The following is a 22,138-nucleotide window of genomic DNA, read 5'->3' on the forward strand; positions in this document are numbered from 1 at the left end:
TATGTTGGGTAGCTAGTCAGGCAGCCGCCCATCGAATGGCGAGAGTCTGCAGGATCGCCTCACGGTGGATGGTTTCCATTCCGCATCGGAGGTGATGCCATGGCCATTGCTCCCACCCTCCAGAAATACCTCGCCGCTGAGAACATCCAGTACGAGGTGATCCCGCACGAACTCAGCATGACGTCCGCCCGAACGGCGCAGGCATGCCATATCTCCGGCGACCGCCTCGCCAAGGGCATCGTGTTGCGGCGCGACGGCGGATACATGCTGGCCGTCTTGCCCGCATCGCATCACCTCCGCCTGTCCGACCTGAGGACAAGCCTCGGCGACAATGTCCACATGGCCAATGAAACCGAGATCAATCGGCTGTTCAGCGACTGTGCACACGGTGCAGTTCCTGCCGTCGGCAAATGCTACGGATTGGATATCATCGTCGACGACAGCCTCGAGGCACAGCCGGACATCTACATGGAAGCCGGCGATCATGAGACGCTGCTTCACATGGGTCACGCGCAGTTTGCGCGCTTGACGGCCAACGCACCGCACGGCCGCTTCAGCGCGCATGACTGAGGACCTGTGCACCGCCCATTGTCCTTGCGGCCCTGGGCGGGAACTCTAGCCGCAAGTTCGCCATCATACCGTTCCGCAGGGTGGCGGCGAAAGTGTTTGCGCTTTGTCTGGTCGGAGTTCGGAAGATGGGGGGGCCGCTGCATTGCATCAACGCACTTGAAACCCACGAACGGAGGCTCGCCATGAAAGTCAAAGACGTGATGCACAAGGGTGTCGACTGGGTCAGCCCCGACACCCCAATCACCGAGATTGCCAAACTGATGCGGGCGCATGACATCGGCTGCATTCCGATTGGCGAGGATGACAAGCTGGTCGGAATGGTGACCGACCGCGACATCGTCTGCAAAGGACTCGCGAGCCACAGCTTCGATGCCGGCCGCGCGACGGCACGTGACGTGATGACCGAGGGCATCCATTGCTGCCGCGAGGACGATGACCTCGCCAAGGCGATGCATCATATGGAGAAGCTGCAGGTCCGCAGGCTGCCGGTGATCAACAAGAGCAAGCGGATGGTCGGCATCATCAGCCTGGGTGACGTCAGCCATTCCTCATCGGGTGACATGCTCACCGAGACCGTCAGAAGCGTTTCGGCGCATCACTGAAGTTACCGCCAAAACGTATGGCCACGGCTCCTCTCGCGATCCCCCCGAATAGGGTTGAGTGGGAGCCCGAGTCATGCGCTCGTGGTGCAACTATCGCGCGGCGCAGAAGCGAGGACGCGATGCGGCTCATTTTGCGCCGGAGTGAATGCAAGTTGCGCCGGAATGGATGCAAGGCCCGTTCACTCGATCACGTCATCATCGATGACGCTGCGACGCGCAACCTACCACGATGTGTTTCTTTCGAATGCGGACGTGCAGCGGGCGATCCTCCGCTCGATCGACTGCACTACCGCGTGAAAGAGCGCCTGCGCGGCGTCGGGCTACGCGATCAAGCGCTGCACCAATGCCGACTCGCTCGAATACGTCAGGAGCGCCTCGTGAGTTGCCCGGGTCACCCCGACATAGGTCAGCCGGACACATTCCTCGACGGTCTCGCCGTGGCGGCCGAGCAGGCCCAAGCCGGCGATGGCGACGCAGGGAAACTCCAGCCCTTTTGCGCTGTGCATGCTCAGGAATCGCACGGCGACCCGCTTGACCGAAACCCGGTTGCGATTGTCCTTGGCGATGTCGATCGGCGCACCATGCCCGGCGAGAATCTGCGCAACCCGTCCGCCGATCCAGTGCTCCGGGTAGAGACACGCCATCTGCGACCACTCGTAGCCGGCTTTCTTACGGTCGAGAAACCACTCGGCAACGCAGTGAGCTTCCGCCTCGATGCTCACGCACCGCCGCACATCCGGCTCCAGTCCCTGCCGACCCGCATCTTCGGGCAGCAGGATGGCGTGCTCGTCGTCGGCCGTGATGCCGGGAGCGCCGATGACGTCCGCGGCGAAGCGTCTCGCGAAGGCAACGATTTGGGCGGTGTTGCGATAGTTCACCTTCAGTACGGTCGTTCTGCCCTTTGCTTCAATGCCGAGCTGGCTCCAGACCGGCCGTTCACGCCCCTTATAGATAGCCTGGATATCGTCGTAGACGACCATCAGCGCCTTGGTGCGCGGGTTCACCATCTTGGCCGCAAGCGCGAGCCATTGCGGTTCGAAGTCGTGCGCCTCGTCGATCAGGACCGCGTCGTACTGCTCCGCCGGGATATGGCCGTGATCGACCGCCTTCACGACCTCTGAAACGCTCGCAGCCAGGCGCTCCGCGTAGTCCGGATAGTCTCGCTCGGATGGGGCGGCAATCCCGTACGTCCGCAGCATCCGGTAGCACCACGAGTGGAAGGTGAGAACCTGAACGCGGTCCTCCACGCCCCTGCTCTGCATGGCATCTTCAAGCCGGCCGGCGATGCCGTTGGCGTAACACAGGATCAGCACCGGCTTTGCCGCCGCACGTGCCAGATACTCGGCGCGAAAAGCGAGGATCAGGGTCTTGCCCGATCCGGCGACGCCGCGAATGATGCGATGCCCCTCGCCCAGGCTGCGCGCGAACTGCTCCTGATGAAGGTCCATGACCGCGAGCGTCCGATCCGAAGAATCGGCGCGAGGCGCATCGTCCAAAGGCAGGGCAATCTGTCGTATCCGAACCTCCGGAAACAGCAGCGCGCGCAGGCGGTCGAATTGCGGCATGGACAGCGGCTCTTCGAGACACGGATGAACCATGCGCCACAATCTCGATCGGAATTCCTCGGGGTCCGCGCCCTCGGTCATCTCGTCCTTGAACAGGCAGAGATGCTCGGAGAACACCTCCTTGAGATCGGTCTGATCGAACTGCTTGCGGGTGATGTTAGTGAACACGGCCCCGAAGCCGAACGGAACGATGGACCGGCCCGCGAGGCGATGTCCCGGCGGAAACAACAATTGCCCGTCGCGCTCCAGCGTGCGCACGACCTCGAATGTATATTTGCGAGCCTGCTCCAGCGGATTGCTTTCCCGCACCACACCACGACTTGTCAGCAGTTCGACCTTCGTCTTGTCGGCCGACACGATCGTCTCCAGGCGCCAATCCTTCACCTCGAGCACGAGCAGGCCGTTCGCGGGATGAATGATGATGAAGTCCGGATGCCGGTTGCGAGGCCCGACAGGCAGGTTGTGCCAAACGACGGCGTTCTCCTCGAGGAAGTCCTTCAATCGTTCCGCCAGTCGTAGCTCACCACGGCTGTCGAAGCGCGCGAAGCCGAGACTCGGGATCAGGATAGCCATGTCACGACCGCGAGCACCTCCAGGCTGACATGGTCGCCTAGAGTGTGCAGGTTTTCAATGGCTTAGGATCAGCTGGCGCTCCCTAGGGGAATCGAACCCCTGTTTCAGCCTTGAGAGGGCCGCGTCCTAACCGCTAGACGAAGGGAGCGTGAGGGCTAGCCAATAGCCTCGAAATTTGTCCGCCGCAAGGACCCCGAGGGGCGTTTTACGGCTCATTGGCGAATTTCAGCCGTCCGGCCGACTTCAGGGTATGGGCATCGAAGGTGCGGATCTCGATGATTCCGCCGAGATCCAGCGTCACTACGAGGCGGTCGCCGGCGACCCCGGTCGAGACGATTCTGGCGCCCTTGGGCAGGGTGGCAGTGACATCGCTTGCCGCTTCGACCGCCCTTCCCTCAGACTTGAAAAGGCGGTAGCCCACCGCGATCAGCACGGCGCAGAACGCCAGCGCCGTGGTCAACCCCGCGATCAGCATCATCCGCCGCACCCGCGCGAACAGCGCGGCCTGCTCGGGGGTCGGTTCGGGAACAGCGGTATCAGACGTCGTCATGGAAAGCCCTGGGTCAGCGCAAAGGTTGGAGGTTGTGGTCGAAGGCTCCGAGGGCTCGGCCCGGCTCGACCGCGTGCTGGCGGCGCGCCTGCCGGAGCTGTCGCGATCGAGGCTGAAAGCCCTGATCCTGGCGGGCGCAGTGCACCTGAAGGCCTCCGCGGTCCGCGACCCCGCTTATCACGTCGCATCCGGCGATACGATCATAATCGACGTGCCGGAAGCGGCGCCCGCCGAGCCCAAGGGGGAGGACATCGCCCTCGATATCGTGTTCGAGGACGACGACATCGTCGTCCTCAACAAGCCCAAGGGCCTCGTCGTGCACCCCGCGGCCGGCCACGAGACCGGCACCTTGGTGAACGCGCTGATCGCCCATTGCGGCGCCTCGCTCTCCGGCATCGGCGGCGTGCGCCGGCCCGGGATCGTGCACCGGCTCGACAAGGACACGACGGGGCTGATGGTGGTTGCCAAGAACGATCTCGCCCACGCTTCATTGACGGCGCAATTCGCCGATCACGGCCGCACCGGCGCGATGCGGCGCGGCTACATGGCATTCGCCTGGGGCGTGCCGAACCGGCACCGCGGCACCGTCGATGCGCCGATCGACCGGCATCCGCATGCACGCGAGAAGATGGCCGTGCGCCAGGGTGGCCGCGAGGCGGTGACGCATTGGGAAATCCTGGAGAGCTTCAAGGGACGCGACGGCAAGGGCGTCGCCGCCCTGCTCGCCTGCGAGCTCGAGACCGGCCGCACCCATCAGATCCGCGTCCATCTCGCCCATATCGGCCACCCGCTGATGGGCGATGCCGTCTATGGCCCGCATTTCAAGACCAAGGCCAACCAGCTCGGCCCCGAGTCGCAGGCAGCTTTGGCGGCGCTGGGGCGGCAGGCCTTACATGCTTACCTGCTGGTATTGGAGCACCCGAGGACGGGAGAATTACTGCACTGGGAGGCGCCTTTGCCGGAGGATTTGCTTCTCCTGGAACGTGCGCTCAAGGCGGCGCTATGACGCAGGCCGCTTCAGAAAGCCTTTACATTACAAAAAGTTATAGCTGCCACACGGGGACGTGACGTCAGCAATCCTTCCCTTTTTGACCCCCGATGGGGTATATTGCGTCTGCGTTGAAATGACCAACGCGGAACATCGCAGCTACGGCCGGCTTTAACACAGCGGTCGTCTGCCTGGCCCGCCGCTATCGGGGGCCTGAACCTTTTGGAGGGCGCACTATGGCCCGTACCGCTGCTTTGCCGGTCCTCAATGGAGAATCCGGCCTTTCTCGCTACCTCGCCGAGATCCGCAAATTCCCGATGCTGGAACCGCAGGAGGAGTACATGCTCGCCAAGCGTTGGCGCGAGCATGACGATCGCGACGCGGCACACCAACTCGTCACCAGCCATCTCCGCCTCGTGGCCAAGATCGCCATGGGCTATCGCGGCTACGGCCTGCCGATCTCCGAGGTCGTCTCGGAAGGCAATGTCGGCCTGATGCAGGCGGTGAAGCGATTCGAACCCGAGAAGGGGTTCCGTCTCGCCACCTACGCCATGTGGTGGATCAAGGCGTCGATTCAAGAGTACATCCTCCGTTCGTGGTCGCTCGTGAAGATGGGCACCACCGCGAACCAGAAGAAGCTGTTCTTCAACCTGCGCAAGGCGAAGAGCAAGATCAACGCGCTGGACGAAGGCGATCTCCGCCCCGACCAAGTCAAGTTGATCGCCAAGCGCCTCGGCGTCACCGATCAGGACGTGATCGACATGAACCGCCGCCTCGGCGGCGATGCGTCACTCAACGCACCGATCCGCGACGATGGCGAAGCCGGCGAATGGCAGGACTGGCTGGTCGACAACACGCCCAACCAGGAAGCCATGATGGCGGAGCACGAGGAGTATGATCACCGCCGTGACGCGCTGAACGGCGCCATGGGCGTGCTCAACCCGCGCGAACGCCGCATCTTCGAGGCCCGCCGCCTCGCCGATGAGCCGATGACGCTGGAAGACCTTGCTGCCGAGTTCGGCGTGTCGCGCGAGCGCGTCCGCCAGATCGAGGTCCGCGCCTTCGAGAAGGTGCAGTCCGCGGTCAAGGGCACGATCGCAAAGGCCGAACAGGCCGCGCTGGAAGCCGCGCATTAAGCGCGGCGGCTCAGCGCCAGAGATTGGCGGATCGAAAGAGACGAAAAGCCGGCGGCAACGCCGGCTTTTTTGTTGGTGTGATGCGAACTGCGCCCGATAGCGGTGCGTGTGGGCACACCGCCTACTCCCCCCATTGCCTTGCCATCGTCGCGAGCGTGCAGCCTTCGCAATAGCGGGCGTCCTTGTAGTCGATCCAGTTGTGCGCGTAGACCCGCTCGAGCGGGATGTCGTAGCGCGCGCGCAGCACTTTCACGAGGATCCTCCACGCCGCGACCTGTGCCTCGGTCGGCCCCGCCGTCACGTCGGGATAATTGCCGGCGAACTCGACGCCGATCGAATTGTCGCGCACCACCTGGCGGTAGGTCGGACGGTTGTCGATGTACTTGTTGTCGTTGCGGTTGGCGCCGTCGCCGTGGGTCGGCACGAGGTTCTCGGCGACCGCCCAATAGACCGTGCCGTCGGTCTCGACCCAGACCGTGACGCCGCGCCGCGTCGGGTTCTTCGCCTGGGCCTGCGCGCCGCCGCGGGCAGAGCCCGCAGGTCCCTCGGTCTGGTGCACGATGATGTTGCGCCAGGGTCTTGCGTTGCGGACCTCGCCCCAAGGCGCCAGCCAGACGATCTTCAGGCCGGGAATGACGGGCGTGCCGGAGGCGCGCGCGAGCCTGGCGAGCTCGGCATCCGCAGCAGCGGCGGGGAAGATCGGAAGGAGAGCGGCCAACACGGCCGCGAGCAGGCGAAATATCATCATGCAGGGTCCAATGCGACCCAAGCCTAACAGGCTTTACGCGAATGTCCTCACCGTCCCGACAGACTCGGGCGATAACGGCGGGGTGGGGTCATAGACCGCAAAATCGTTCTTGCCGTTCTTCTTGGCCGCATAGAGGGCATGGTCGGCATTGGCCATCAGGCGGTCCGGGAATTCCCCGATGCCGCGATCCCACTCCGCAACCCCGATCGAGATCGCGATCGGAATGTCGCGGCCGCTGCAGCTGACGGCATCCTGCCGGCAGACCTCAAGCACGCGGCGGGCGATCGCGGCAGCCTCGCGCAGCGACGAGGACGGCAGCACGATGCAGAACTCGTCGCCACCGGTGCGGGCGAGCATGTCGCCGGGCCGCAGGCGCGTCTCCGCCATCAGGGTGAAGTGCTTGAGGCAGGCATCGCCGGCGGCATGGCCATGGGTGTCGTTGATGGTCTTGAAGCCGTCGAGGTCGATCAGCAGCAGCGAGAACGGCTCACCGCTGCGCCCCGAACGGGCGCATTCCTCGGTCAGGCGCTGCAAGAGATGCCGCCGGTTGGCAACGCCGGTGAGATCGTCGAGCAACGCGAGGTCGGCAACCTCGCCCCGCAACCGGTCCATCGCCATCAGCAGGAAACCGAAATTGAGCGTCATCGACAGGAACAGCAGCCCGAGCACCATGATCGCATGGGCCTGGCCGCCGGCGCGCGCCGAGAGATCGTAGCCGAGCAGATTGCCCACGGTGCGCACGAGCAGGATCGCGATGATGCTGAGGATGACGATGCCGGACAGCTTGGCGCCCGGACTGACGCGGCCTTCCGGCGACAACAACAGACGCAGCGCCAGCATCAGCGGCAGGGCCTGACCGAACGTGTAGCTGAGCATGCGCAGCTGCATGTGCTCGAATCCGACCATGAAGAGCACGACGCCGACAAGGCTCAAGCATCCTGTCGCGGTCATCAGGCGCCACGAGACCGGCCGGTCGTAGAAGCGCTGAATTCCCATGGCGGCAAGGCAGCTCGCAGCGATGACACCGCCGGCGCCGAGCAGCAGCGGCAGGGGAGAGGCGACGAACAGACGGATCAAGGCCGTCATCGCGCCGGCGGCACCGACGAAGGCCGATGCCATCCAGAACCGCGCAGCCGCGAAATTCGGATAGGAACGCGTCACGTAGGCCCAGATCACGCCGAGCGCCAGGAAGTTGACGACGAAGACCGTCCACAATGTCGGTACGTTCAGCATGACGCGTACAGCACGCGCAGCGTCCCGCCCCCCGATCCCGGCAGCCGTCCGTCCATGACCCATCCCCGTTTTCTTGCGGAAGACAATGCGATGGTTGCGCTTAATGGAGTCTCACTGCGGCTCGCGAAAACGCGCCCTTGGTTTTGGATTCATGAACGGCACGCGGCTATTGCCGGATCGTTAAGGCTGTCGCGCCCGATGGCCTGACGCGTGGAGCGGATTCGCGCCAAAAATCACCCGAAAGTGCATCTGAGCTGTGGATAACAGGATGACACGGATGTGACGACGCGGGGCAGCCGGCTCCGAATCTGCTGAGTTTGTCGTCGAGGATGTTGCGAGGCTGGCCCTCCGCCGAGCACCCTCGTGTCGCGTTCCACCATTAACCCTTGAGAGGATACTATGGCTAAGAAAGCGAAGAAGGCGGCGAAGAAGAAGGCGAAAAAGGCCAAGAAGGCGAAGAAGAAGTAACGAGGCTTCTGCTTCTTTGCCCGGGTGGAGTGAGCTCCGCCCGGGCGTCGGGTCGATGGAAGATGGCGGGCGCAAGGCCCGCTTTTTTATTGTGCGAGAGTTCGAAGTGTACCCGCTCTAACAGCGTCATGGCCGGGCTTGTCCCGGCCATCCACTCCTTGCCGCACAGTCCGAAGAGCGTGGATGCCCGGGACAAGCCCGGGCATGACGAGACCTTTCGAGAGGTGACGAAGAAGCTATCGCTCCGACAACGCCAGCTTGGCGCCGAGCGCGGCGAAGCCGGCGGCAAAGGAGCGGCGCAGCCAGGCCATGACGGCCGGGCGGGAGATGACGCGCTCGCGCACCGCGGCGGCGCAGAGGCCGTAGAGGACGAACACCGCGAACGTCATCGCCATGAAGGCGCCGCTCAATTCCAGCATGCGCGCCAGCACATGGGCCTCGTCCGCCGCGACGAATTGCGGCAGGAAGGCGAGGAAGAAGATCGACAGTTTTGGATTGAGGATGTTGATCAGGAAGCCGGTGACGATGACGCGGCTGCTCGACCGCTCGCGGATGTCGCCGCCAACCGCCAGCGCCCCGGTCTCGCGCAGCGCCTGCCAGGACATGTAGAGCAGATAGGCGACGCCGCACCATTTCAGCGCGGCGAAGGCGAGCGCGCTGGTGTGGAGCACGGCGGCAAGACCGAGCATCGCCGCCGCCATGTGCGGCACGATGCCGAGCGTGCAGCCGAAGGCGGCCGCCACGCTGGCGCGCGAACCGCGGGTCAGCGCGGCGGCCAGCGTGTAGAGCACGCCGGTGCCAGGGGAAGCGACCACGATGAGCGAGGTGAGCAGGAAGGACCAAGTCATGGGTCCGACCTTATCACCGCAGCGCGCTGCGAGAAAGCGAAGCGCGTCAGGACAGCTGAGCGATCTCGGCCTCGCGCAGCACGTCGAGCGGCGCCCAGGGCTTGGCCCAGAACTTGGCGCCGTCGGGCAAGGCCTGCTTCAAGGGCCGGCCCGAGGTGACGACGACGTCGAGCTTCGGATTGCGGTCCTTGGCGACATGCGCGAGCTCGACGCCGTTCATGCGGCCGGCCAGCTGGACGTCGGTCAGCATCAGACAGAGCGCGCCGGCGTTCTTGTCGAGCACGCGCTCGGCGGCCTCGGCGCTTTCGCACTGGATGACCTGGTAGCCGCTCTCCTCCAGGAGGACGCAAAGCATCTCCCGCTGCATGGCGTCGTCTTCAACGATCAGCGCTGTCGCGCGTAATGGCGTCGCTTGTCCCATCGGCGGCTCCCAATGCATGCCCTCATAACGGATGTTAAAAACCCAGGCGGACGTGGGTTCGGTTTCATTTCAAAAAAAAGTAATTCATAGTTCCATCATCGGGGACTTGACGGGGGAACTCATGACGACGATTCGGGGCGCCGCCGCCATCACGGGAGCCGCGAGCGGCATCGGCCGGGCGCTGGCGATCGAGCTCGCGCAACGCGGCTGCGACCTCGCACTGGCCGATCGCGACGAGGGTGGATTGAAGGCGCTCGCGGCGGAGATCGGAACAACGCGCAAGGTCAGCCTGCACCGCGTCGACGTCGGCCAGCCGAGCGACATCGCGCAGTTCGCGAGCGAGGCCATCGCCGCGCATCCTTCCCTCGGCATCGTCGTCAACAATGCCGGCGTTGCGCTGATGGGCACATTCGAGGAGATCGACCAGGCCCAGATGGACTGGCTGTTCGACATCAATTTCTGGGGCGTGGTGCACGGCACACGCGCCTTCCTGCCGCACCTGAAGACGATGAGCGAGGCCCACATCGTCAACCTCTCCTCGATCTTCGGCATCATCGCCCCGCCGGGCCAATCGGCCTATGCCGCGGCGAAGTTCGCAGTGCGCGGCTTCTCGGAGAGCGTGCGGCACGAGCTCAGCGTCGCGGGCAGCCCGGTGAAGATGTCGGTCGTGCATCCCGGCGGCATCGCCACCGCGATCGCGCGCAACGCCCGCACCGGCGTCGGCGTCACCGACAATGCCCGCCGCGCGCAATCGATCGAACGGTTCGAGAACGCGGCGAAGACCTCGCCGAAGGACGCGGCACTGCGCATCATCAGGGGCATCGAGCGGAACGAGCCGCGCATCCTGATCGGCAACGACGCCCGCTTCATGGACCTGCTGCAGCGCTTCCGCCCGGGAACCTATTGGGCGCCGCTGCAGCGGCGGCTGGAGAAGATGGCGAAGGGGATAGAAAAGTAGCCAGGAGCGCAACGGCCTCCACACCCACCGCTGTCACTCCCCGCGAAGGCGGGGAATCCAGTACGCCGTGGCTTCTCGGCTCTAGCCGCGCCGTCTCTGGAATACTGGATCACCCGCCTTCGCGGGTGATGACACCGATGATGTGGTCACTGCCCCATCAGCCGATCGGCGAAATAGCCGATGGTCTTGCGGTACACCACCGCCCTGTTCCACTCGCGCATCGCCTCGAAGTTCGGCGTTCCCTCGCCATAAGGCTGGCCCATCTTGAAGCCGCTCGTGTGCAGGAGGTTCGCGGTCGAGGCGAGCACGTCGGGGATGCTGTGGCGGAGATCGACATGGCCGTCGCCGTCGAAATCGACGCCGTACTTGATGTAGGACGATGGCAGGAACTGGGTCTGGCCGATCTCGCCGGCATAGGCGCCGATCATGTCGCGCAGCTGCAGGTCGCCGCGCTGCACGATCTTGAGCGCGGCGAGCAGCTCGCCCTGGAACAGATCGGTGCGGCGGCAATCATGCGCGAGCGTCGCCAGCGTGCGGACCACCGGTAGCTTGCCGGTGTCGCCCTTGCCGAAATCGCTCTCCAGCCCCCAGATCGCGACCAGGATATAGCGGGGCACGCCGAACTTCTGCTCGATGCGCGACAGCAGCGCGGCATGCCGCTGCAGCATCGCGCGCCCGCCATTGATGCGGCCGGGGCCGACGCGAGTCGAGACGTACTGCTCGAAGGTCTTGTTGAAGGTGTAACGCTGGCGCCGGTCGAAGGCGAGAACCGCAGGGTCGGGCGCAACGCCGCCGAGCGCCGCATTGGTCACGCTCGCCGAGACGCCGGCGGCCTGCGCCTCCTGCGCCATGCTGGCGATGAAGCCGTTGAAGTCGCCGCCGCAGCGGGCGGCCTGCGCGGATCCGCCGGCCAAAGACAAGACGAAGGCGGCAGCGAGAAGCAGTCTCAGCATGTGGAGCAATCCCCCAGAGAATTCCAGTGCGAAGCAGCGCTGAGGATCATGCCCGGGAACGCCGTGAGCGTCAAAGCACAAGGCTTGATCCGCATCAAACCGTCTCACGCCGTGCTTTCTAGACAGAGCCGAGCAGGAGAACCACACATGACCGGAATAACCTTGAGCGCCGAGCAGATCCGCAATGCGCCAGCACCAGTGCGGCAATGGATCGAGCAGGAGGTGATCGCCGCGCTCGGCCTTGCGCCACGGACGCCGGCGGCCGCGCCGCCGCAAGTCCCCCACCTCGTCGCCTGCAGCGTGGAAGACATGGCCGGCGTGCTCGAGCACATCCGCGGCGTGCTTCCGGCCGTGAACGTGCTGTTCGAGCTCGGCCGCCCCGGCATCAGCTTCGGCCGCCCCGCGGTGATGACGTTCCGCCTGATGGACCTCCTGCATCACACGCGCCTCTCGGACGTCAGCGAGGTCATGACGTGTCTCGAGATGATCAACCAGGCGCTGACCGAGGTGAAGAAGGACGCGTCCGTGCGGTTCTGCGGCTTCGACAACGAGGGCCATTGCCTGATCGCGCCGCAGACGCAACAGAGCATCGCGACACTGTGGCAGACCATGATGGAACGGCAGCAGGCCGCGCGCGCCGCGCCGGCCGCGTGAAGCAGGCGGCATCGCCATGCCCAACCGCCAGCAGCCTCCATCAACCCGCTCGCTCCTCCGCATCCCGCTGTTTCGCCTGCTCGCCATCAATCTCGCGGTCGGCGCCTGCGCCGCCGTGCTTTTGGTCGGCGGCCTGCTCTGGCTCAATCCCGGGCATCTGCGGGAGCTGATCTTCGCCGACCGCGCACCTGCCATTGCGCTCGTGCTGCTGCTCGCTTCCTTCCTCATCACCTTCGGCTCGGCCGCGATGGGCAGCGCGATCATGGCGCAGGGACGCAAGGAGCGTAGCAACAAAGGCGGCGGACGGGGATCGCGGCTCGCCGTGCAGGAGGTGGTGCACCGCCGGCGAGATTGAGGCGCGCAGCGCGAAGCGTGCGCGTCGGCGCCGAAACAAAACCGCAAAAACAACCCCATGCACAGTAGAAGTCTTGATGTGATCTTTGCGATTTTTCCGAATTGACGTTGACCGTCGGGCAAAACAGTGGTATGGTGCCAACATCGCAGGACTCCAGACGCTGACGCCCGCGCGCTCTCGTTGCCTTCCGAGAGCGCAGCAAGATGAACAAAGTACTTCGAGGATCCAAAGCATCTGATTTTCGAGATTGTGGGAAATCGCGATATCCATCAGCTGCATATCTGATGCGCCTGCTGCGACATCGTCGCGCGACGATTTACCTTGCCATCGCGGCGCGCCTTCTATAGCCTTCTATTTTAGGTTGTCGCCCTGCCAGCCCCGGGCGACGCTGAAAAGATAAACGGCGGGCTTCGGCCCGCCGTTTATTGAAGGGCGTGGCGACGATCGCGAAGGTCACAATCCCGAAAGTCATTTGACTGCGGCGTCCTGATCGAGGACAAGCCGCCATGGCCAAAAAACCCGGAACCAACCCCAAAGGCGAATTCGCCTTCTTCAACGTCGTCTACGAAGACGATTCCCAACGCTCCAACCGCCGCGTCCCTTCCGAACTGCTCGGCGGCCTCGACGGCGACGAACCCGCCCGCAACTTCATCATGGAACAGGACCGCGAGATCGCGGAAAAGAGCGGCCGCCCGGCGCTGGAGATCAAGCGGATCGAGCGGGTGGGAGCGAAGAAGAAGTAGGCGGGCACAGCGGGGCGTTCACCAGCGCCCGCTCCATTTATTCGAGGCAAATAGCAGATCGGCAAACCGGTCATAGGCAAACCGCGTGATCGGCAGCGCCACGCGATTGCCTGATAGCACCGCAAGCCACCCCTGCCCCGGCGTCAACCGCCACAGCGCAATCGCGACATCAGCGCCGACGACGAGCCGCCCGGCCTCATCCGTCGCGTGTAGGCGCCGCCTGATGTCGTCGAGCGAAGCGCCAAAGTGCGCCAGTGCATCAGGCTGCTCGTTGATGTCCCTGAACTCGACGGTGCCCGCGCGCACCAGCGCCAGCAGCTTGTTGCGCTGCCAGTCCATGCCGGCGTCGCAGACGGGGCAGCGGGTGTTGTAGTAGACGGTGAGGTGGGGTGGCATCAATGAGCCTTTCTCGTCGGAATTATAGTCCGAAAGAAAGCCAGATAAACGCCTTCGGCTGAAGCTGCCGATACAAAGGCACAAAGAAGGACGACCCGACCTCGGCCCGCCGAATTGCGCGGCAGCCTCGACGGCGGCGAGCCGCGCGCAACCTCATTGGGAGCAGCATCGAGAGTCGCGTAAAAGAGTGGGAGGTCGGCGCTGGAGATCGAGCGGATTGAAAGGAGGCGAAGAAGAAGCAGGGTTCGGCCCTATCCCCGTCATTGCGAGCGCAGCGAAGCAATCCAGAGATGCGTCTGTGGGGATGGGCGGCAGAGCAGACCTGATTTGCTCAACTTGAGTTCTTCGCATTGTGCCCCCGAAGCGGACATGATGCAGCGAATGACAACTCGACTATCGAGCCCTCCATTGCTCGCGGAATTGCCCGGGCGTCACGCCTGCAACCCGGCGGAATGCACGGGTAAAATGGGCGGGATCTGCGTAGCCCGAAGCAAACGCAATCTCGATGATCTTGGAATCCGTATCTCGCAAAAGCTTTCTGGCATTTTCAAACCTCACGGTATCCAACAGCCGCGAATATGTCATCCCGGCGCGAGATAGCTTGCGTTGAAGGCTGCGTGCGCTGACCCCCGCCATCTCCGCGACTTCCGCCAGCGCCGGAGGCCGCTCGTCCATGTAGGATGGCAGCATCAGCTTAAGTGCGTGGATAAAGTCAAAGTTCGAATGTTCGACAAAGTCGCTCTTCGGATGAGAAGGAGCTTGCTTCAATCTGTTAGGAAGGCCCAGCAATGAAACAGGTACGTCGATCCACGAAGCTTCTTGACCAGACAGGAATTGAGACGTCGGCCAGAAAGACCGACATGCCGGACCCGGCGTGTACCGCGCCTCAAAGGCGATAGTTGCCGGAGCCCAGTCCGGTCCGGCGAATTGGCGGACGATGTAAATCGGGAAAACGTTCTGAAGCCATTGTGAATGCTCGAGATGCTGAAGTCCGGCAGTGCCGGCTAGCTTGCTGCAATAGCGAACATGGTCGCCGTGGCGCTCGACCCAGTTGCTCAAGTTTGAATCTTCGAGCGAAGCTAATCTACAGGCCTGGTGCAGCGCGACGAGCAAAGTCGGAGAATGACTGATTAGATACCTGGTCTTCTCACTAAGGTGTCCGAAATTGAGCGACTTAGCAGCGTGGAATCCAAAATCTTCAATACCTTGCGACCGGCTGGCAAACTCCGCAAATTCGATAGCAGGCAAAATCGGGACGTAATGATCGGCTTTTTCCTCCAGAGAAGCGGGCAGCAGATACTTTTCCAGTAAAGAAGCGGTTGGCGCGCCGAGATTATCCAGAATGTCAGCGAAGGGACTGAGGTGCTGACAACGCGTCAAATGAATCTTTGGCATTGGTGCGTCTCGATCACTTAATTCAGCGCACGAGCGGCGTCGCAGGACGACAACTCCCTAAACAGGGAGCGCCGACGCCTGTCACACGCTTAGATTATCAGGACTGCAAGGCTCTTTGCGTGCTTTTTGTCGCCTGGCTATGCCTCCAGAGGATCGCAGTCTCAGCTCATTCCATTCGACGAACATTTTGGCGCCCAATGGCCAGATGCGCCTCTCAGCTTCCCTAATCCTATGGATCGATTTTCCGCTGTAGGAGCATAGGCTTCAGGCCTGACGTCAAACGATGAGAGCCGTCCGCTTGCCTTCATCCACGGCGGTCCGCACCGCCATCGTTGCATCACTGCGGCACGGTGACGCAACCCTCGATAGCACAGCGCATGCGCTCAGAATTAGCGGGCGCACATTACAGCGTCATCTAGAACGCATGGGCACAAGCCACAGCAAGATCCTCGACGAAGTCCGATTGGAGATTGCGTGCCGCCTGCTGGCCGATACGAGTAAGCGCTTGTCGGATATTGCAGAATTTCTAGGATACACGAACGCCAGCAGCTTCAGCCGCGCTTTCGTGCGTTTGATGAAAATTCAACCCATCGTTTATCGGCGGCAGCAACGCGGCCGCAAGCATGATCGGTCGCTCGTCCGCCGACGTTCTCACCCCACCAACCCGTTGAATGATTCCTGACGATTGGCGCGAAATGGCAAGACGCGCCGCGTGATTTGGCGCGAAATGCAGAGATGCCGCCGCCACTAGCGACGCTCTTGTCGCTTCCGAATTGCTCACGTGCTGTTCGAGGAAGAACGACCAGCCTGCAAAGGAGAGGATCATCATGACAATCCGCGTTGCCTTGATTGCGGTCTGCGCCGCTGGCTTAGTGGCAATTCCGCACAAGCTTCTTGCTCAATCTCAGGCCGAACCCAAGCCGCACATTCCGCTTGAGAAATCGATTGGTCAGGCCAAGCCGGAAGTGGTCCCATCGCTTTTTGTACTCAACTCACGCGGGGTGAGCCTGAAGGAGGGTAAGCTGGTGCTGAGTGCAATTTCTCCGAATGCGATCGTGTTTGCCGACCGGCCGGTTCGTGCCGCCGGGCATGATCTGACCTCCCGGATTATCGAGGACTGGGGCAATGGCAGCGACAACTTCGCTAAAGACCCGCCCAACGCCACGGTGTCAGGATTCAAGAAAGACGGATCGTCGGTGTTGGATGCCGTCGTCGTGTTGAAATCCCCCAAGCTTGAGGGTGATAAGCTGACGTTCGACGTCGATCTCCTCGAAGGTGATCTCGCCGGGGCGGACGGGCCGGCATCTGTCTTTATCGATATCATTGGCCGTCCGTTGACGCCGTTGTCTTTCGCCGGCGTCGCTCGCCGCACCGCCTGGCGCGGAGCGTTCTACCGCGGCGCTGCCGTGGCAGGAGCCGCTGCTGTGGCCGGGGCTGCGGCGTATCCCTATTACTCACCGCGCTGCGGCTACTACCCCTATCCGCCCTGCTATTGAACCGTTCGCCCGAGTGGCTCCGTTACAAAGGCGTGAACTGCGAATCCACGTGACTGGTTTTCTATAGGAAGGAGATTAGCGATGAACATCACCCGTCGATCCCTTGCATTTGGCGGAATGGGGCTGCTCGCGGGAGCCGCCGCCACACGACCGGCTCTTGCCCAGGATTCATTTTTCGGAGTGGGACAAGGCCTGGAGGATTTCTGGCTGGCCAGCGACGCCTACATCTTTGGCTACCCGCTGGTGACGATGGAGATGACCCGGCGGATCATCACGAATGTCGCCGAGCCCGTCGGCACGCGCGGTCCGATGGGACACATCATCAAGCTGCGCCAGTATCCCGATGCCTCCTTCAGGGATGTGACGGCACCGAATGCCGACACCTTGTACACGACATCCTTCTTCGACGTCGGAAAGGAGCCGTGGATACTCAGCATTCCGGACATGAAGGGCCGCTATTTCCTGATGCCGATGCTGGACGGCTGGACCACCGTGTTTCACGTGCCAGGTAAGCGCACCACCGGCACCGGGGCGCAGACCTACGCGATCACGGGGCCGGGTTGGAAGGGCACGCTGCCGGCGGGTGTCAAGGAGTACAAGTCTGCCACCAATATCGTGTGGCTGCTCGGCCGCATCTATTGCACCGGCACGGCGGACGATTACGCTGCGGTGCACAAGTTGCAAGACGAATGCAAGCTCGTTCCGCTCAGCGCTTATGGCAAAGCCTACACGCCCGCCCCCGGGAAGGTGGATCCAACAATCGATATGAAGGCGGCGGTCCGCGAGCAGGTCAATCGCATGGACGCGGTCTCATACTTCAAGCTGCTTTGCGAGTTGATGAAGACTAATCCGCCATACGCCGCGGACGCGCCTCAACTTGCGAAGTTTGCCCGCATCGGCATCGTCCCAGGGCAGGATTTTGATGAGAGTAAGCTGAAGGCAGACTTTCTGAGGCGCCTGCCGGAGGTGTCGTTCGACCGGATCATGCTGCAGTTCAAAATCAACAAGGCCATCAAAGACGAGAATGGGTTCGCGTTCACGACCAAGACCGGCATCTACGGCACCGACTATTTGATGCGGGCTTTGGTAACCGCGATCGGGCTTGGTGCCAACCGGCCGCAGGATGCCGTCTATCCGACCTCGCAAAAAGACGCCGACGGTCACAAGTACAGCGGCGCGAACAAGTACGTGATGCGATTTCCGAAAGGTCACTTGCCTCCAGCGGAGGGATTCTGGTCGCTTACGATGTACGACAGCGGCTATTTCTTCGTGAAGAACCCGCTCAACAGGTACTCCGTCAGCGCTCGGGAAGACTTGAAGGAGAATCCGGACGGATCAACTGATCTGTACATCCAGAAGGACTCTCCCGGCAAAGAGAAGGAGTCGAACTGGCTACCTGCGCCTGAGGGAGATTTCATCCTCATGTTGCGTATGTACTGGCCCCAGGAGACGGACCCCTCGATCATCAACGGCACATGGACGGTCCCGGCCGCCAGAAAAGTCGGAGCCTAGAGCAGGCAATCATGCCGGCGCGCATGCGCCGGCATGATTGCTAGGCCGCTCCCAGATGCCCCACAGCACGCTGTACTCGCTTTGGGTTTTCTGGGGCGAATGACACGGTATTCGCGATGCAGGAGGCCATGATGTCGGCACTTCACCTTGGAAAAGGAAAACAGCGCGTTGGAAGGAGCGCGACAAAGCCGTCTCTCTCTTCTGCGTTCAGGAATGCAGCCATTGCCTCGGCAGTCATGACGCTGTCGGTGCCTGCTGCCACGGCTTACGCCGACGAAGGTGGCGTTTCCTACTGGCTCCCTGGCCGCTTCAGCAGCCTTGCCGCCACCCCTCAAGCCCCCGGCTGGTCAATGGCAGCGGTCTACTACCACACCAGCGTAAGTGCATTCGGCACCGCGGCTGCCGCAAGGGAAATTCACGTCGGCAGAATCCCCGCAACAGTAAACGTCGATCTGAACTTGCGTCTGAATGGGCGGGGGGATCTCGTCCTGCTCAATCCTACATACACGTTCGCAACCCCCGTGCTGGGCGGGCAACTGGCCATCGGAGTGACAGGACTGTTCGGACGATCGAGCGCTGATCTAGCAGGAACGCTCACCGCAACTGTCGGCCCCCTGGCCGTGACGCGCACGGGCAGGTTCGGCGACTCGATCACGTCAGTCGGGGATCTCTACCCGCAGGCGACGCTCAAGTGGAATGCAGGCGTCCATAACTTCATGACCTACGTAACCGGAGATGTTCCCGTCGGCGCTTACAGTTCGTCCCGTCTCGCCAATCTCGGCATCGGGCATGGCGCCATCGACGGCGGCGCCGGCTACACCTACTTCAATCCGCAAACTGGCCACGAGTTTTCCGCGGTGGCGGGCCTCACCTACAATTTCAAGAATCCGGATACGCAGTACCAGAACGGCATCGATCTTCACGTTGACTGGGGAGCCTCGCAGTTTCTGTCAAAGCAAACTTTCGTCGGCCTCGTTGGTTATGCCTATCAGCAGATAACTGATGACGTTGGCCAGCATCCCGCCCTAGGCGGCTTTCGGTCCCGAGTCTTCGCAGTTGGTCCGCAGATTGGCTTTCTATTTCCGGTAGGCGATATGCAGGGGTATTTGAATCTGAAGGGATATGGCGAGTTCGCTGCGGAGAATCGGCCGGCTGGCTGGAACACTTGGCTGACGTTCTCAATATCGCCGATAGCGCCGACCAGAACTGTCGCATCAACCCGGCGGATCACAAAATAGCAGCGTGGCCGCTTAGCCGATCTCGCCGACACACCATGGGTCGGTCGAACGTCTCACGTGAACATATCGAACTGAGCTGGTTATCTGCGTAGCCTCGAACCTTCCACCTGCTGAACAAAGCTGGCGTGAAGGTAGTCGAGAAGATCTACCTGCATCGAAATCCCGCACTTTGAAGAAGGAAAGTCGCCCCCCGGACCCGCACTTCCGCTTTCGGCCCATCTCGGAAGTCGGGCACCGTCCGCACTTTTGTTGCTGTTGGAATGGAATCGGACATGGGTAGGGCAATCGCCTGGTGGATTGCTTCGTCGCAAGCGCTCCTCGCAATGACGGGGCGAGAGCCGAGTCAAAGAAAAACGGCGGGCTGTTGGCCCGCCGTTTTCGTTCTGATTGAAATCGGATCAATTATCCAAAAAGCTCCGCAGCTTCCGGCTCCTTGACGGATGCTTCAGCTTCCGCAGCGCCTTCGCTTCGATCTGGCGGATACGCTCGCGCGTCACCGAGAACTGCTGACCCACCTCTTCCAGCGTGTGATCGGTGTTCATGCCGATGCCGAAGCGCATGCGCAGCACGCGCTCTTCGCGCGGGGTGAGCGATGCCAGGACGCGCGTGGTGGTTTCACGCAGATTGGACTGGATCGCGGCGTCGATGGGCAGGATCGCGTTCTTGTCCTCGATGAAATCGCCGAGATGCGAATCCTCTTCGTCACCGACCGGCGTCTCCAGCGAGAGCGGCTCCTTGGCGATCTTGAGAACCTTGCGCACCTTCTCCAAGGGCATGCCGAGCTTTTCGGCGAGCTCCTCCGGGGTCGGCTCGCGGCCGATCTCGTTGAGCATCTGGCGGGACGTGCGCACGATCTTGTTGATCGTCTCGATCATGTGCACGGGGATGCGGATGGTGCGGGCCTGGTCGGCGATCGAGCGGGTGATCGCCTGCCGGATCCACCAGGTGGCGTAGGTCGAGAACTTGTAGCCGCGGCGGTACTCGAACTTGTCGACCGCCTTCATCAGGCCGATATTGCCTTCCTGGATCAGGTCGAGGAACTGCAGGCCGCGGTTGGTGTACTTCTTGGCGATCGAGATCACGAGGCGGAGGTTGGCTTCCACCATCTCCTTCTTGGCCTGGCGTGCCTCGCGCTCGCCCTTCTGCACGGAGTGCACGATCTTGCGGAACTCGACGATCTCGAGGCCGGTCAGCGCGGCGAGCTGATGCACCTCGTGGCGGAGGTCCTTGATGCGGTCCTTCTCGTGGTGGACGAAGTTCTTCCAGCCCTTGGCCGACAGCTTCGAGACGCGGTTGAGCCAGCGCGGATCGAGCTCCGAGCCGGTATAGTTGCGCAGGAAATCCTCGCGCGCGACGCCGTGGCTGTCGGCAAGGCGCATCAGGCGGCCCTCATGCGAGACGAGGCGCTTGTTGATGTCGTAGAGCTGCTCGACAAGGCTGTCGATGCGGGCCTGGTTGAGGCGCAGCGACTTCACCTCGACGATGATCTCGTCCTTCAGCTTCTTGTACTTGCGCTCCTGGTGCGGCGAGAGCGACTCGTTCTGGAGCTGGTTCTGGATGTCCTGCTCCTGAAGCTTGCGCAGCTTCTTGTAGCTGTCGGCGATGCGATCGAAGATCTCGACCACCTTCGGCTTGAGCTCGGCCTCGATCGCCGCGAGCGACATCTGGTTCTCGAACTCGTCGTCGTCCATGTCGGACTCGGCGGCGGCCTCGCCCGGATCCTTCTCCTCGCCCTCGGGGGCGGCCGCGGGCGCGGCGCGGAACGGCGTCGGCGACGGGGGCGCGGCAGGCGGCGCGACATGCGCGGGCGCAGCGGCGGACGCGGTGGCTTCGCCGCCCTCGGCCGAGGCTTCGCCGCCCTCGCCATTGGGTCCTGCGATCATCGCGGCGTTCATGCCGCCCTTGGCATCCGGGCCGGCATAGGTGGCTTCGAGATCGATGATGTCGCGGAGGAAGATCTTGCCTTCGTTGAGCTCGTCGCGCCAGATGATGATGGCCTGGAAGGTCAGCGGGCTTTCGCAGAGACCTGCGATCATCGCCTCGCGGCCGGCCTCGATGCGCTTGGCGATCGCGATTTCGCCTTCGCGGGAGAGCAGCTCGACCGTGCCCATCTCGCGCAGATACATGCGCACGGGATCGTCGGTGCGCTCGCCCGGCTCGCTCTTCTTGACCTCGGTGACGGCCTTCTGGGTGACCTCGACGAGCTCGTTATCGGTCTCGTCGTCGCCCTCGTCCTTCTCTTCCTCGCCTTCGGTGTCGTCGGCTTCGGTGACGTTGATGCCCATGTCCGAGAGCATCGACATGATGTCCTCGATCTGTTCGGGCGAGGTCTGGTCGGACGGCAAGACTTCGTTGAGCTGATCGAAGGTCACGAAGCCGCGCTTCTTGGCCTGCTTGATCATCTTCTTCACGGCGGCGTCGGACAGGTCGAGCAAGGGCGAGGGTGCGTCCTGGGAATCCTTCTCCGGCGCATCCGCTGCCTTGTCGTCTTTTTCCTTGTCCTTCGCCTGCAGCGTCTTTGCCTTGGTGGCCATCCATTGCTCCTAAACGCGCTTCATGCGAGACGCCCGCCGCGCCTTCGCGTGAATTCACATGAACCTGTTGCTCGACGCTCTCGCTTCGGCAGCTCTCGACACGGAAAGGGCGGCGCACAAACCTCTCGCCACCCCCAACTCTCTCTCGCCGGAATTGCCTAACGCTTCGTCAGCCTCTTTGTCGCGGCGGATGCAGGTGTAG

Annotated in this window: 22 protein-coding genes and 1 tRNA gene; 12 read left to right on the forward strand and 11 right to left on the reverse strand. The window is 62.6% G+C overall.

Features of this window, described 5'->3' with window-relative positions:
• The first annotated feature begins 99 nt into the window (after positions 1 to 99).
• Together I6F33_RS23355 and I6F33_RS23360 are read left to right on the forward strand one after the other, a co-directional pair.
• Positions 100 to 570, forward strand: coding sequence for an aminoacyl-tRNA deacylase (locus tag I6F33_RS23355; RefSeq protein WP_036009608.1), 471 nt, complete (start codon positions 100 to 102; stop codon positions 568 to 570).
• 182 nt (positions 571 to 752) lie between these two features.
• Positions 753 to 1,172, forward strand: a complete 420-nt coding sequence (locus tag I6F33_RS23360; RefSeq protein ID WP_036009620.1) for a CBS domain-containing protein — start codon at positions 753 to 755, stop codon at positions 1,170 to 1,172.
• Positions 1,173 to 1,492: 320 nt separating this feature from the next.
• On the opposite strand, the gene I6F33_RS23365 is transcribed toward I6F33_RS23360, so the two are convergent.
• The 3 genes from I6F33_RS23365 to I6F33_RS23375 form a co-directional block, all read right to left on the reverse strand.
• Complete coding sequence (locus I6F33_RS23365) at positions 1,493 to 3,310, reverse strand: DEAD/DEAH box helicase (RefSeq protein WP_057027740.1); 1,818 nt, start codon at positions 3,308 to 3,310, stop codon at positions 1,493 to 1,495.
• Between the two features lie 73 nt (positions 3,311 to 3,383).
• Positions 3,384 to 3,458: transfer RNA gene (locus I6F33_RS23370), tRNA-Glu, on the reverse strand.
• A gap of 57 nt (positions 3,459 to 3,515) precedes the next feature.
• Positions 3,516 to 3,860 (reverse strand): hypothetical protein, encoded by a 345-nt coding sequence (locus I6F33_RS23375; RefSeq protein ID WP_036009606.1) that lies wholly within the window; start codon positions 3,858 to 3,860, stop codon positions 3,516 to 3,518.
• Between I6F33_RS23375 and I6F33_RS23380 the strand changes: the two genes are divergently transcribed.
• Positions 3,859 to 4,866, forward strand: a complete 1,008-nt coding sequence (locus I6F33_RS23380) for an RluA family pseudouridine synthase (protein ID WP_225130672.1) — start codon at positions 3,859 to 3,861, stop codon at positions 4,864 to 4,866. The genes I6F33_RS23375 and I6F33_RS23380 overlap by 2 nt on opposite strands.
• Positions 4,867 to 5,084: 218 nt before the next feature.
• Positions 5,085 to 5,984 (forward strand): RNA polymerase sigma factor RpoH, encoded by a 900-nt coding sequence (rpoH, locus tag I6F33_RS23385; protein WP_036009602.1) that lies wholly within the window; start codon positions 5,085 to 5,087, stop codon positions 5,982 to 5,984.
• A gap of 121 nt (positions 5,985 to 6,105) precedes the next feature.
• Here the strand turns inward: rpoH and I6F33_RS23390 are convergent, their stop codons facing one another.
• From I6F33_RS23390 to I6F33_RS23405, 4 genes are all read right to left on the reverse strand, one after another.
• Positions 6,106 to 6,732, reverse strand: coding sequence for an N-acetylmuramoyl-L-alanine amidase (locus tag I6F33_RS23390; protein WP_225144260.1), 627 nt, complete (start codon positions 6,730 to 6,732; stop codon positions 6,106 to 6,108).
• 33 nt (positions 6,733 to 6,765) lie between these two features.
• Positions 6,766 to 7,965 carry a GGDEF domain-containing protein gene (locus tag I6F33_RS23395; protein WP_225144261.1) on the reverse strand — a complete coding sequence of 400 codons (1,200 nt, stop codon included), beginning with the start codon at positions 7,963 to 7,965 and terminating at the stop codon, positions 6,766 to 6,768.
• 704 nt (positions 7,966 to 8,669) lie between these two features.
• Positions 8,670 to 9,281, reverse strand: a complete 612-nt coding sequence (locus tag I6F33_RS23400) for a LysE family translocator (protein WP_225144262.1) — start codon at positions 9,279 to 9,281, stop codon at positions 8,670 to 8,672.
• A 46-nt stretch (positions 9,282 to 9,327) separates the two neighbouring features.
• A complete protein-coding gene (locus I6F33_RS23405; RefSeq protein WP_036009616.1) occupies positions 9,328 to 9,702 on the reverse strand; it encodes a response regulator in 375 nt (124 codons plus the stop codon).
• Positions 9,703 to 9,823: 121 nt separating this feature from the next.
• Here I6F33_RS23405 and I6F33_RS23410 point away from each other — a divergent pair, with 121 nt between their 5' ends.
• Entirely contained in the window at positions 9,824 to 10,660 is an 837-nt protein-coding gene (locus I6F33_RS23410; RefSeq protein ID WP_225144263.1) for an SDR family oxidoreductase, read from the forward strand.
• Positions 10,661 to 10,806: 146 nt separating this feature from the next.
• On the opposite strand, the gene I6F33_RS23415 is transcribed toward I6F33_RS23410, so the two are convergent.
• Positions 10,807 to 11,613, reverse strand: coding sequence for a lytic transglycosylase domain-containing protein (locus I6F33_RS23415; protein ID WP_225144264.1), 807 nt, complete (start codon positions 11,611 to 11,613; stop codon positions 10,807 to 10,809).
• 147 nt (positions 11,614 to 11,760) lie between these two features.
• On the opposite strand from I6F33_RS23415, the gene I6F33_RS23420 reads away from it, so the two are divergent.
• From I6F33_RS23420 to I6F33_RS23430, 3 genes are all read left to right on the forward strand, one after another.
• The gene (locus I6F33_RS23420) at positions 11,761 to 12,267 is read left to right on the forward strand and encodes a hypothetical protein (RefSeq protein ID WP_036009591.1); all 507 of its coding nucleotides are present in this window, start codon (positions 11,761 to 11,763) and stop codon (positions 12,265 to 12,267) included.
• 16 nt (positions 12,268 to 12,283) lie between these two features.
• Positions 12,284 to 12,622 carry a hypothetical protein gene (locus I6F33_RS23425; RefSeq protein WP_225144265.1) on the forward strand — a complete coding sequence of 113 codons (339 nt, stop codon included), beginning with the start codon at positions 12,284 to 12,286 and terminating at the stop codon, positions 12,620 to 12,622.
• Between the two features lie 506 nt (positions 12,623 to 13,128).
• Positions 13,129 to 13,365, forward strand: a complete 237-nt coding sequence (locus I6F33_RS23430; protein WP_036009587.1) for a hypothetical protein — start codon at positions 13,129 to 13,131, stop codon at positions 13,363 to 13,365.
• 18 nt (positions 13,366 to 13,383) lie between these two features.
• Here the strand turns inward: I6F33_RS23430 and I6F33_RS23435 are convergent, their stop codons facing one another.
• Positions 13,384 to 13,761 carry a thiol-disulfide oxidoreductase DCC family protein gene (locus I6F33_RS23435; RefSeq protein ID WP_225144266.1) on the reverse strand — a complete coding sequence of 126 codons (378 nt, stop codon included), beginning with the start codon at positions 13,759 to 13,761 and terminating at the stop codon, positions 13,384 to 13,386.
• A gap of 393 nt (positions 13,762 to 14,154) precedes the next feature.
• Positions 14,155 to 15,156: an AraC family transcriptional regulator gene (locus tag I6F33_RS23440; RefSeq protein ID WP_074448034.1), complete on the reverse strand. Its 1,002-nt coding sequence runs from the start codon at positions 15,154 to 15,156 to the stop codon at positions 14,155 to 14,157.
• Positions 15,157 to 15,580: 424 nt separating this feature from the next.
• Here I6F33_RS23440 and I6F33_RS38185 point away from each other — a divergent pair, with 424 nt between their 5' ends.
• The 4 genes from I6F33_RS38185 (at position 15,581) to I6F33_RS23460 (ending at position 19,402) form a co-directional block, all read left to right on the forward strand.
• Positions 15,581 to 15,838 carry an AraC family transcriptional regulator gene (locus I6F33_RS38185; protein ID WP_244429400.1) on the forward strand — a complete coding sequence of 86 codons (258 nt, stop codon included), beginning with the start codon at positions 15,581 to 15,583 and terminating at the stop codon, positions 15,836 to 15,838.
• A 145-nt stretch (positions 15,839 to 15,983) separates the two neighbouring features.
• Positions 15,984 to 16,652: a hypothetical protein gene (locus I6F33_RS23450; protein WP_225144267.1), complete on the forward strand. Its 669-nt coding sequence runs from the start codon at positions 15,984 to 15,986 to the stop codon at positions 16,650 to 16,652.
• 81 nt (positions 16,653 to 16,733) lie between these two features.
• On the forward strand, positions 16,734 to 18,164 hold the full coding sequence (locus I6F33_RS23455) for a DUF1254 domain-containing protein (RefSeq protein WP_036030373.1): 1,431 nt from the start codon (positions 16,734 to 16,736) through the stop codon (positions 18,162 to 18,164).
• A gap of 236 nt (positions 18,165 to 18,400) precedes the next feature.
• Positions 18,401 to 19,402 carry a transporter gene (locus I6F33_RS23460; RefSeq protein ID WP_225144326.1) on the forward strand — a complete coding sequence of 334 codons (1,002 nt, stop codon included), beginning with the start codon at positions 18,401 to 18,403 and terminating at the stop codon, positions 19,400 to 19,402.
• 398 nt (positions 19,403 to 19,800) lie between these two features.
• Here I6F33_RS23460 and rpoD read toward each other — a convergent pair whose 3' ends face one another.
• A complete protein-coding gene (rpoD, locus tag I6F33_RS23465) occupies positions 19,801 to 21,936 on the reverse strand; it encodes an RNA polymerase sigma factor RpoD (RefSeq protein WP_036009578.1) in 2,136 nt (711 codons plus the stop codon).
• Positions 21,937 to 22,138 lie beyond the last annotated feature (202 nt).

Origin of the sequence: Bradyrhizobium sp. BRP20, from assembly GCF_020194215.1 — a bacterium.
In the GTDB taxonomy this organism is placed as follows: domain Bacteria; phylum Pseudomonadota; class Alphaproteobacteria; order Rhizobiales; family Xanthobacteraceae; genus Bradyrhizobium; species Bradyrhizobium yuanmingense.